This is a genomic window from Ruegeria sp. C2 (assembly GCF_056537765.1).
In genome coordinates this window covers 16,535-28,137 of sequence record NZ_JBQFRZ010000012.1, presented here as the reverse complement: position 1 = coordinate 28,137, position 11,603 = coordinate 16,535, and the positions used below count along the sequence as shown (strand labels likewise).

10 protein-coding genes are annotated in these 11,603 nt (G+C 61.7%); 8 read left to right on the top strand and 2 right to left on the bottom strand.

All coding sequences use genetic code 11. The features are described from left to right. The first annotated feature begins 24 nt into the window (after window positions 1-24). From ACR0IV_RS20120 to ACR0IV_RS20085, 8 genes are read left to right on the top strand one after another with little or no spacing between them, the layout of a single operon-like run. Window positions 25-489, top strand: a complete 465-nt coding sequence (locus ACR0IV_RS20120; protein WP_480660770.1) for a DUF2946 family protein — start codon at window positions 25-27, stop codon at window positions 487-489. 44 nt (window positions 490-533) lie between these two features. Then, a complete protein-coding gene (locus tag ACR0IV_RS20115; RefSeq protein WP_480660819.1) occupies window positions 534-2,657 on the top strand; it encodes a 4Fe-4S binding protein in 2,124 nt (707 codons plus the stop codon). Window positions 2,658-2,672: 15 nt separating this feature from the next. Continuing rightward, entirely contained in the window at window positions 2,673-4,580 is a 1,908-nt protein-coding gene (nosZ, locus tag ACR0IV_RS20110; RefSeq protein ID WP_480660772.1) for a TAT-dependent nitrous-oxide reductase, read from the top strand. 3 nt (window positions 4,581-4,583) lie between these two features. After that, a complete protein-coding gene (locus tag ACR0IV_RS20105; RefSeq protein ID WP_480660774.1) occupies window positions 4,584-5,840 on the top strand; it encodes a nitrous oxide reductase family maturation protein NosD in 1,257 nt (418 codons plus the stop codon). Continuing rightward, the gene (locus ACR0IV_RS20100; RefSeq protein WP_480660775.1) at window positions 5,830-6,723 is read left to right on the top strand and encodes an ABC transporter ATP-binding protein; all 894 of its coding nucleotides are present in this window, start codon (window positions 5,830-5,832) and stop codon (window positions 6,721-6,723) included. The genes ACR0IV_RS20105 and ACR0IV_RS20100 overlap by 11 nt, the downstream gene beginning before the upstream one ends. After that, complete coding sequence (locus tag ACR0IV_RS20095; RefSeq protein ID WP_480660777.1) at window positions 6,720-7,541, top strand: ABC transporter permease; 822 nt, start codon at window positions 6,720-6,722, stop codon at window positions 7,539-7,541. The genes ACR0IV_RS20100 and ACR0IV_RS20095 overlap by 4 nt, the downstream gene beginning before the upstream one ends. Next, complete coding sequence (locus tag ACR0IV_RS20090; protein ID WP_480660779.1) at window positions 7,538-8,053, top strand: nitrous oxide reductase accessory protein NosL; 516 nt, start codon at window positions 7,538-7,540, stop codon at window positions 8,051-8,053. Before ACR0IV_RS20095 ends, ACR0IV_RS20090 begins: the two co-directional genes overlap by 4 nt. After that, entirely contained in the window at window positions 8,050-8,946 is an 897-nt protein-coding gene (locus ACR0IV_RS20085) for an FAD:protein FMN transferase (RefSeq protein ID WP_480660781.1), read from the top strand. The genes ACR0IV_RS20090 and ACR0IV_RS20085 overlap by 4 nt, the downstream gene beginning before the upstream one ends. Before the next feature lie 62 nt (window positions 8,947-9,008). Here the strand turns inward: ACR0IV_RS20085 and ACR0IV_RS20080 are convergent, their stop codons facing one another. Continuing rightward, window positions 9,009-10,229 carry an aminopeptidase P family protein gene (locus ACR0IV_RS20080; protein ID WP_480660783.1) on the bottom strand — a complete coding sequence of 407 codons (1,221 nt, stop codon included), beginning with the start codon at window positions 10,227-10,229 and terminating at the stop codon, window positions 9,009-9,011. A 160-nt stretch (window positions 10,230-10,389) separates the two neighbouring features. Continuing rightward, on the bottom strand, window positions 10,390-11,601 hold the full coding sequence (locus ACR0IV_RS20075; RefSeq protein WP_480471432.1) for an ABC transporter permease: 1,212 nt from the start codon (window positions 11,599-11,601) through the stop codon (window positions 10,390-10,392). Window positions 11,602-11,603: the final 2 nt, after the last annotated feature.

The following is an 11,603-nucleotide window of genomic DNA, read 5'->3' as shown; positions in this document are numbered from 1 at the left end:
TCAGCTTCCCGAGTCGGAGTCTCCATGCCTGCCCTGACCCCATTGCACAATCTCCCTGCCCGCGCGGTTCGCGCGGCGGTTGGGTTGGCGGGCATATTCCTTCTGTTGTTGCAGACCTTTGCGCCGGCGCTGGCGAGTCCCGGTGAAAGTGTCTGGGTGGAGATCTGCTCGGAAGGCGGCGCGGTCTGGGTCGAGGTTGATCTTGAGGAGGACACCGAAGACCCGACCGCGTACTGCCCGAAATGCGCCGATTGCGCGCTGTGCGCCGTCACCGGCGCTGCACCTGTGCCTGAGCTGCCGGAGCTGCGGCAAACCGGTTTTGTTCGTGTTGTACGTTGCGAACAGGGCCCATCTTTCGAGTTGTACAACTCGAATTGGCTCTGGCCCGAAACCCGCGGACCCCCGCGCCCGGCCCAAGAAATAACTGAACGCGCCCCGCGCGCGTCCATGGCGTTTACCCTAAGTATCGGAGGTGCGCCGTGGTCGTAAGTCGCGCATTCCACTTTATGCTGGCCCTTGCCCTGTCCTGCCTGATGGCGATCAGTGCCCATGCCGACAGCCTTGCCAGCTTCCTGCCTGAAATTGAGCCCGCCGATCTGGCCCCCGGTGCCGATGCCTTTGGCCCGGTGCGCGAGGATGTGCCCGTTGCGCCCGTCCTGAAGGGGGGCGAAACCGTCGCCTGGGCATTCCTGACCTCCGACTTTGTCGGCACGACCGGTTATTCCGGCAAGCCGATCCATGTGGTCGCCGCGATTGATGGTGATGCGGTGCTGACCGGTGTGCAGCTGGTCAAACACTCGGAACCCATCGTGCTGATCGGCATCCCCAATTCGCGCATGGTCGAGTTGACCGAAGGCTACACAGGTCTGGACCTGAAAGTTGAGGCCGAGACCGGGGGTGAGGGGCATGACCTCGACATCATCTCAGGGGCCACTGTCACGATCATGGTGATTGACGACAGCCTTGTGCGCGGCGGCATCAAAGTGGCGCGGGCATTGGGGCTGGGGGGGTTGTCTCCGCTGCAGGCCGATGGACCAAAGCGCGAAGTCGATATGGCGCAGGATGCGGTCTATGACTGGACCACCTTGTCGGGCGACGGATCAATTCGGCGGCTGACGCTGGACGTCGGACAGGTCAACGCCGCGTTTGAGGCCACCGGCGATCAGCGCGCGATCAAGCGGCCAGAGCCGGGTGAGCCCGATGACACCTTCATTGACATGCACATGGCGCTGGTATCGGTGCCGTCCATCGGCAAGTCGCTGCTGGGTGAGGCCGAATACCAGAACCTGGTCAACTGGCTGGACGAAGGCGAACAGGCCATTCTGGTGCTGGGTCGTGGCGCTTACAGCTTCAAGGGCTCGGGCTATGTTCGCGGTGGCATCTTTGACCGGATACAGCTGATCCAGGGCGACAGTTCGGTGCGGTTCTTCGACAAACAACAGCGCCGTCTGGGCACGGTTGCCGCATCGGATGCGCCAAGCTTCACCGAGCTGGATATCTTCAAAATCCCCGCTGATGCCGAGTTCGACCCGGCCGAACCCTTCCGCCTGCAGCTGCTGGTGCAGCGTGCAGTGGGCGCGGTTGAGAAGACCTTCCTGACCTTCGATCTGGGCTACAAACTGCCCGAGCGTTATCTGCTGCCGATTGCCGCCCCTGTGGTGGTCGATGACGCAACTGGCGAGGCCGCTGCAAAGGCCGCCCTGTGGCAGCGCATCTGGAAAGACCGCGTGGTCGAGATCGCGGTTCTGGGTGCCATGCTGCTGGTGCTGACGGCCACCTTCTTCTTCCAGTTCCACGCCACGATGAACGCGCGCGTCTTCTACTGGTTCCGCATCGGGTTCCTGACCATGACGCTGTTCTTCATCGGCTGGTACGCCAATGCACAGCTGAGCGTGGTGAACCTGATGGCGCTGGCGGGCAGCCTGCGCACCGGCTTCTCATGGGATGCGTTCCTGCTGGATCCGCTGGTCTTTATCCAATGGTTCGCCGTCGCCGCCGCGCTGCTGTTCTGGGGCCGGGGTGCCTATTGCGGCTGGCTGTGTCCGTTTGGCGCGCTGCAGGAGCTGACAAACAAGATCGCGCGGGCGTTCAAGGTGCCGCAATGGACCCTGCCCTGGGGTCTGAACGAGCGCCTGTGGCCTGCGAAATACATGATCTTCCTTGGTCTCTTCGGGCTCAGCTTTGTCTCGATCCCGCTGGCTGAGACCTACGCCGAGATCGAACCGTTCAAGACCGCGATCATTCTGAAGTTCATGCGCGACTGGCCATTCGTGGTCTTTGCGCTGACCCTGCTGGGGATCGGGCTGTTCATCGAACGGTTCTATTGCCGCTACCTCTGCCCGCTGGGCGGTGCGTTGGCGATCCCCGCCCGAATTCGCATGTTCGACTGGCTGCGCCGCTACAAGGAATGCGGCAGCCCATGTCAGACCTGCGCCAACGAATGCCCCGTTCAGGCAATCCACCCAACTGGTGAGATCAACCCGAACGAGTGCGTCACCTGCCTGCATTGTCAGGTGCTCTACCAGTCCGAGGACAAATGTCCCGTCGTTATCCGCCAGCTTAAACGGCGGGCCAAGACAGGGTCGGTCAACCTCAAGACCCCCCTCGGGCAACCACCGGCGAACCATCCGAACGCCAAACCGCAATCCGTTTCCTAAAAAGGAGGAACGATCATGTCGGAACAAGACAACAAACTGAACATCACCCGCCGCGGGATGCTGGGGGCAACCGCCACCGGTGCCGTGCTGGCCGGGACCGGTCTGGGTTCGACCCTGATGACCGCAAAACAGGCCAGCGCTGCGGCCAATGCCAACCTGGAGCCCGGTGAGCTGGACGAGTATTACGGCTTCTGGTCCTCGGGACAGACCGGCGAATTGCGCATCCTGGGCTTCCCGTCCATGCGCGAGCTGATGCGGGTGCCGGTGTTTAACCGTTGCTCTGCAACCGGCTGGGGCCAGACCAACGAGTCGCTGAAGATCATGACCGACGGTCTGCTGCCGGAAACCAAGGAATTCCTCGCCAAGCGCGGCATGAAAACCTATGACAACGGCGACCTGCACCACCCGCACATGTCGTTCACCGACGGCACCTATGACGGCCGTTACCTGTTCATGAACGACAAGGCCAACACCCGCGTTGCCCGTGTGCGTTGCGATGTGATGAAATGCGACAAGATCACCGAGATCCCGAATGCCAAGGCGATCCACGGTCTGCGTCCGCAGAAATTCCCGCGCACCGGTTATGTCTTTGCCAATGGCGAAGATGAAACTCCGCTGGTCAATGATGGCACCGTGCTGGACGATCCGTCGCAATACGTGAACATCTTCACCGCGCTGGACGGTGACACCATGGAAGTGGCATGGCAGGTGATCGTGTCGGGTAACCTCGACAACACCGACTGCGATTATCAGGGTAAATACGCGTATTCGACATCGTACAACTCGGAAATGGGTATGAACCTGGCCGAGATGACCGAGAACGAGCTGGACCACGTTGTTGTTTTCAACCTCGCGGAAATCGAAAAAGGCATCGAAGCTGGCGATTATCAGGAGCTGAAAGGCGTCAAGGTTCTGGACGGACGTAAGGGTCAAAACAAGAAATACACCCGCTACATTCCGATCCCGAACTCGCCGCACGGCATCAACACCGCGCCTGATGGCAAGCACGTCTGCATAAACGGTAAGCTGTCTCCGACAGTGTCGATCATGGATGTGACCAAGCTGGACGCCCTGTTCGAAAGCGATGCCGATCCGCGATCCTGCATCGTGGGTGAGCCGCAGCTGGGTCTTGGCCCGCTTCACACCGCGTATGACGGTCAGGGCAATGCGTTCACCACGCTGTTCCTCGACAGCCAGATCGTGAAGTGGAACATGGACAAGGCGATCCGCGCCTATGCGGGTGAGGATGTCGATCCGATCATCTCGAAGGTCGATGTTCACTATCAGCCGGGTCACAACTCGACTTCCATGGGTGAGACCAAGGATGCAGATGGCAAGTGGCTGATTTCGATGAACAAGTTCTCAAAGGACCGCTTCCTGAACGTAGGTCCGCTGAAGCCGGAGAACGAACAGCTGATCGACATCTCATCGGATGAGATGAAGGTGGTTCACGACGGGCCGACCTTTGCCGAACCGCATGACTCGATCATCGTTCGCAGCGACATCGTCAACCCGGTCAACGTATGGGAGCGCAACGACGTCACATGGGAAGACGCCCGCAAACAGGCCGAAGCCGATGGCATCGATCTGGAAGAAGGTGCCGAGGAACCGATCCGGGATGGCAACAAGGTGCGGGTCTACATGACCTCGCAGGCGCCGACATTCAGCCTTGAGAAGTTCACTGTCAAACAGGGCGACGAGGTGACAATCTTCGTCACCAACCTGGATGACGTGGATGACGTGACCCACGGCTTCTGCCTGGGCAACTACGGCATCGCCTTCGAGATCGGACCGATGGCAACCGCGTCGATCACCTTCACTGCCGACCGTCCGGGCGTCCATTGGTTCTATTGCCAGTGGTTCTGCCACGCGCTGCACATGGAAATGCGCGGCCGGATGCTGGTCGAGCCGCAGGGAGCATAACCCATGCGTTGGTCCCTGCTCATACCGCTCCTGCTCGGCTCGCCCCTTTGGGCGGCGGACTGGGATGTGCCCAACCGGGCGGGGGCCATCAATGAAACATTGGCGCAGGCGGCGGATGGGGACACCCTCCGCCTGAGCCCCGGTGTTTATACCGAAACACTGGTGCTGGACCGGCCCGTCACTATCGACGGGCTGGGACAGGCCACGATTGACGGACAAGGGGCGGGCAGTGTCATCACCGTAACTGGGCCCGGCGTGACCGTGCGCGGTCTGACGGTGATCGGCTCGGGCTCAAGCCATGAGGGGATCGATAGTGGCATCCAACTGACCAAAACAGCCAAAGCGCCGGTGGTCGAGGATAACGTGCTGCTGGGCAACCTCTATGGCGTCGACATTCACGGGTCCAAGGACAGCATCGTGCGTGGCAACCGGATCGAAGGCCGTTTGGACCAGCGGATGAATGACCGTGGCAATGGTGTCTATGTCTGGAACGCGCCGGGTGCGCGGGTTGAAGACAACGATATCCGCTATGGCCGCGACGGGATCTTTGTGAACTCGTCGAAAAAGAACACCTTCACCGGCAACCTGTTCCGCGATTTGCGCTTTGCGGTGCATTATATGTACGCCGATGACTCGGTCGTCAGCGACAACGTCTCAATCGGCAACGATCTGGGTTATGCGGTGATGTTCACGACCAATGTGACCGTGGCCAACAATGTCTCGATTGGTGACCGCGAACATGGCGTAATGCTAAACTACGCCAACAAAAGCACTATCACCGGAAACGTGGTGAAAGGTGCCAAGGAAAAATGCACTTTCCTCTATAATTCGAATAAGAACGAATTCACCGACAACTGGTTCCAGGGATGCGGCATCGGCATCCACTTTACCGCCGGGTCCGAGCGCAACCGGATCGTCGGAAACGCCTTTGTCGGTAACCGGACCCAGGTGAAATACGTCTCGACCAAATGGGTCGAGTGGTCCGAAGACGGGCGCGGCAACTATTGGTCCGATTTTGCCGCCTATGATGTGGATGGCAACGGCGTGGCCGATGCCCCCTATCGCCCCAACGATTCAATGGACCATGTGCTGTGGACCCAACCCGCAGCCAAGTTACTGCTCGGCTCCCCTGCCGTGCAGCTGGTGCGCTGGTCGCAATCGGCCTTCCCGGCGCTGTTGCCGGGCGGCGTGATGGACAGCAACCCACTGATGCAAGCCCCTGAACCTCCAGCAATGAAAAAGGTGCCTCATGACGGATAAGGCCCTGTCAATCGCCCATGTTCTCAAGGACCGTGGAAAAACCCGCGTTCTTGACGATATCACCCTGTCTCTTGCCCCCGGCCAGCGCGTCGCGCTGCTGGGCCATAACGGCGCGGGCAAGTCGACCCTGATCAAATCCATCCTCGGTCTGACGCCGATCCATGGCGGAGCCATTCGGATCGGAGACGCCACCCCCGGTAGTGCTCAGGCGCGGCGCGAGACGGCGTATCTGCCTGAGGCGGTGTCGTTTCATCCCGCTTTGACGGGCCGCGAGCAATTGACCCTGTTTGCGCAGCTTTCGGGCGCAAAAGCCGATGTGTCCGGTTTGCTGGATCGTGTCGGCCTGAGCGACGCTCTGGACCGTCGGATCGGCACCTATTCCAAAGGGATGCGGCAACGTCTGGGTCTGGCGCAGGTGCTGTTGGGCCAACCGAAAGTAGCCTTGCTGGATGAGCCAACAAGCGGGCTGGACCCGATCTCGCGGCAAGATCTTTATGCCATTATCGACGAGCTGGCTGCCCAAGGCACAGCCGTTCTGATCGCATCCCACGCGCTGACCGAGGTCGAGGCGCGCACCGACCGGATCGCCATCATGCGCAAGGGTCGGATGGTGGCAGATGACACGTTGAACAACCTGTCGGCTCTGGCTGGTCTGCCGATCCGCCTGAAGGTGCGCGCCAGTGCCAATGCCGATGCGCTGGCCGCTGAACTGGGCGGCAACCGGATCAACGGCGCATCCGTTGAATTGCTCTGCACACCCGAAGACAAGATGGAGGCGCTGCGCCGGATCGCCGGGCTGGGCGACGCGGTAGCGGATGTGGAAATGACCCCGCCCAAGCTGGAAGACCTTTATCGCCATTACGCACAGGAGGATTTGCAATGACCCGCTTCCTCGCCATCACCCGCACTGAAATGTTGATCCTGCGCCGGAACCGCTGGCTGCTGGTCGCAACGCTGATCATGGTGCTGTTTGCACTGGCGCTGACCTTTGCAGGCAGCGCGCCCACCGGCACTTTGGGCGTCGACATGCTGACCGTTTCGGTCGCGTCGATGACCACGCTGTCGGTTTATCTTGCGCCGCTGCTGGCGCTGATGATCGCCTTTGATGCCATCGCGGGCGACGTGGATCGCGGTAGCCTGTCGCTGCTGCTGTCTTATCCGGCGGGGCGCGGAGAAATCCTGTTGGGCAAGTTCACCGCCCATCTCGCCGCGCTGGGTTTTGCCATGACCATCGGTTTCGGCACCGCAGGCGCGGTGGCCGCCTTCTTTGGCGGCGCGGGGGCAGAGAGCCTGATGGCGCTGGTCCGCCTCATCCTCACATCCATCCTGCTGGGCGCTGTTTTTCTGGCGCTTGGATACCTGCTGTCCGCTTTGGCAAAGGGGGCCACGGCGGCAGCAGGCTTGTCGGCCGGGCTCTGGCTGGTTTTTGTCGTCCTCTATGATCTGGGCCTGTTGGGGGCCGTCGTCATGGATAAGGGCGGCAATTTCACCCAATCCGTCTTTCCTTGGGTGATGGTGGCCAACCCGGCCGACGCTTTCCGACTATGGAACATCGCCGCGACCGAGGGCGTTGCGATGGCATCCGGTATGACCGGGGCGGCGCAGGCTCTGCCGGTTTGGGCCGCGCCTGCCTCACTGCTGCTCTGGCCGGTGCTGGGCTTTGCCCTTGCGCGGCTGGCCTTTCGGAGGGTTGAGCCATGAAGCACCTCGCCCTGATCGCACTGGTCGCGTTGGCGGCCTGCAAGGAGGAGGTGGCCGAAGCCCCCGACCCGGTGGACCTGACCCCGGATGCGCTGAGCTTTTTCTGCCAGATGAACATCGCCGAACATGGCGGGCCCAAGGGGCAGATCCATCTGGAAGGCTACCCTGCGCCGCTGTTCTTTGCACAGGTGCGCGACATGGTGGCCTATCTGAAAAGCCCTGAGCGCGATGCCAAGATTACGGCCGTTTATGTCAGCGACATGAGCGTCGCGCCCAGCTGGCAGCAACCGGGGGTTTCCAACTGGATCGACGCAGATGGCGCCAGCTTTGTCGTCGGGGCCAATGTCGCTGGCGGCATGGGCGCGCGCGAAGTCGTGCCCTTTGGCGACCCCACCGCGGCAGAGGCGTTCATCGCCGAATATGGCGGCGCGGCTCTGCCTCTGTCCGACATACCCGATACCGAGGTTCTGGGCCCTGTCGATCTGGACCTCGTGCTGGAGACACCCGCATGACCATTCTAACCCGCCGCCGTTTCCTGACCATCTCGGCCGCCTGCGCCGCCCTGCCCGCAACCGCCGGGAGTTTTGCCCAATGGCGCGGCATCGCGCTGGGTGCGCCGGCCAGCCTGCGGCTTGATGGCCTGACGGATACGCAAGCCGCCCCGATCTTTACCGCGGTTGAGGCTGAACTGAATCGGCTTGAGGATATCTTCAGCCTCTATCGAACCCACTCGCAGATCAGCCAGTTGAACCGCACGGGTCATCTGAACGCCCCCGCGCCCGAGCTGCTGGAGGTGCTGAGTCTGTGTTCGACACTTCACGACGCCTCGGGCGGTGCGTTTGATCCGACGATTCAGCCTTTGTGGCTGGCGCTTGCCAGCGGTGCGGCACAGCCGAAGCTGGAGCGCGCGCGGCAGGTGATTGGCTGGGACAAGGTTCATGTCGGCGCGGATGAGATCCGGCTACCACATCCCGGACGCTCGGCGATCACCTTGAACGGAATTGCGCAAGGGGCGATTACGGACCGGATTGCAGTGTTGTTGCGGTCATTCGACCTGCGCGATGTGCTGGTGGATATGGGCGAGGTTGCTGCCTTGGGTCGGCACAGGACAGGCGAGCCTTGGCGCGTCGGGCTGGCCGGGCCGAATGGAACGGTCGCCAAACGGATCACCCTGCAAGACCGAGCCGTTGCCACCTCGGCCCCGGACGGCACGCGGCTGAACGCTGAATTGGGCCATATCCTGAACCCATTGGGCGCGGGACCGACGCATCAGGCGGTATCCGTCTCGGCCCCGAAGGCGGTCCTTGCGGACGGGCTGTCGACGGCGCTGTGCGTGATGCCTTCAAGTGACATCCCGCAAGCTCTGACCCGTTTCCCGGACGCGCGGGTTGAGATGGTGATCTGAGCCGGGTCTTTGGGATGAGCCCACGGCGGTAGAAGGTGGGGCCATCAGCCCCACCCGTTTTCTTACGCCCCGATGATGTTGTGGCCGGGACCATAGGGGAAGCCGGTGATGTTCTCGGCCCCGTCTTCGCCCACCACGAGGATATCGTGCTCACGATAGCCGCCCGCGCCGGGCTGGCCTTCGGGGATCCACAGCATCGGCTCGATCGAGACGACCATGCCGGGTTCCAGTACCGTATCGATATCTTCGCGCAGTTCCAGACCGGCCTCGCGCCCGTAGTAGTGGCTGAGGATGCCGAAGGAATGGCCGTATCCGAACGAACGGTATTGAAGCAGGCCCTCATCCGCGAAGAAGCGGTTGATCTCAGCCGTGATGCCGGAACAGGTCGCGCCGGGTTTGATCAGGCTCAGGCCCAGTTCGTGTGCGGCCACGTTGGCCTTCCAGAGGCGCAGGCTGTCTGCGTCGGGCTCTCCCAGGAACAGGGTGCGTTCCAGCGCGGTGTAATAGCCCGAGATCATCGGGAAGGTGTTCAGCGACAGGATATCGCCCTTTTGCAGCGCGCGTTTGGTGACCGGGTTATGGGCGCCGTCGGTGTTGAGCGCCGACTGGAACCAGACCCATGTGTCGCGGTATTCGGCATCCGGATATGCGCGGGCGATTTCCTCTTCCATCGCGTCGCGACCGGCCATGGCGATCTCGATCTCGGTTGCACCTTCGCGGATGGCGGCGTGGATGGCGGCCCCACCCACGTCAGCGGTGTGCGCGCCGCCTTTGATCAGTTCGATCTCTTCCGCGGATTTCACCATGCGAGCGAACATCGTGTCTGGTGCGATATCGATCAGTTCCGGTCCGCCCAGCATGTCCAGCGCCGTGTTGCGCGCCGCCAGTGTCATGTGGTCGCCTTCGATCCCGATCCGCTTGGCCCCGCCGATCAGGCTGGCCACGGCGCGCCAGTAATTGTCGCGCTTCCAGTCGGTGTAGATGACGTTATCCTCGACCGAGCGGCGCCAGGGCTGGCCCGCGTCGATATTGGCCGAGACGGTGGTGCAGGCATCCTGCGTGACGACGCAGCCATAGGGCCGACCGAAGGAGCAATACAGAAAGCCGGAATAATAGGCGATGTTCTGCATCGAGGTCAGCAGGACGGCGGGGATGTCATGCTTGGCCATGATAGCGCGCAGGGCGCCAAGGCGGCGGTCGTATTCACCCTTGCTGAACGGCAGGGGCGCTTTGTCGCCATTGTGGCAGGTGAAGAATTCTGGGCGTTTTGTTGTGTCTGTCATGACTAGGTCTCTCATCTTTGCCGGGCGGCAAACCCGGCCACTTGTCCCGGCGTTCAGGACAGGCGGTCTCGGGGTCCGAGAGCCGATCATCCCAGTGCGTCCGCGACGCCATCGCGGCTGGGATGAACGGATAGATCGTTAGATCAGACCTGCGCTTGCGTCAAGCGGGGGAGAGACCCCGCAGACGCTCGGACCGGCGGCGCAGCAGCTCAACCGTGGTCAGCAGCGCGATGGAGATCACCACGAGGATCGTGGCCACCGCCAGAATGGTCGGGCTGATCTGTTCGCGCAGGCCGGTGAACATCTGCCATGGCAGAGTCTTCTGGCTGGCCGAGCCGACGAACAGCACAACGACCACCTCGTCAAACGAGGTGATGAAGGCAAACAGGCCACCCGAGATCACGCCCGGCAGGATCAGAGGCATCTGGATCTTGAAGAACGTCCGCACCGGACCCGCGCCCATATTCGCCGCCGCCCGCGTCAGCGAGCGGTCAAAGCCCACCAGCGTTGCGGTCACGGTGATGATGACGAAGGGGATGCCCAGAACAGCGTGCGCTAGGATGACTTTCACATAGCCCACGAAATTCTTGTTCATGCCCAGCGTGCCTTCCATGAAGCGACCGATATCGCTGTAGAAGAAGAACATGCCGGTGGCCGAGATGATCAGCGGCACGATCATGGGCGAGATCAGGATGCCCATGATGGCGCGGCGGCCGGGAACGTGGCTCTGGCTGAGGCCGATGGCCGCCAACGTGCCCAGCGAGACCGAGATGATCGTCGCAATCGGTGCGATGATCAGCGAGTTCTTGAAGCTGCGCTGCCATTCATTGTTGGTGAAGAAGTCGCGGTAATGCTTCAGCGAGTACCCCTCCGGGTCGAGCCGCAGCATTTCCGGCGTGAAGGTAAAGAAGTCCTGCGCGTTGAACGAGAGCGGCAGAACCACGAGGATTGGCGTGATCAGGAACACGAAGATCGCACCGCAGATCACCCGGAACAAGTAGTGATAAAACACCTGCTTTGCGGTCAGATAGGGCAGCAGCTTCCGGCGATAGCGGCCCTCATAAAGCCAGTAGATGAACCAGACGAAGAACCATCCGCCCAGCAGGCCCAGCACGCCGCCCATCGGGCCGGCGACCAGAAAGCCCACGACGCCGAAGCCTGCGATGTTGATCCAGCGGGCCAGTTTCTCGTTCTTGACGACCGTGATGTAGACCCAGGCCAGAGCGGCGATCAGGGCAGCCCCGGCAATGATGCCAAGAAAGACCGAGCCGTTGCCCGCGCCGACAAAGATACCGGCGAAGGCACCTGCCAGCGCGACGCTGGGCAGGACCATGGACAGGGGTTTGCGGGATATCGGAGTAAGTGCGGCCATTT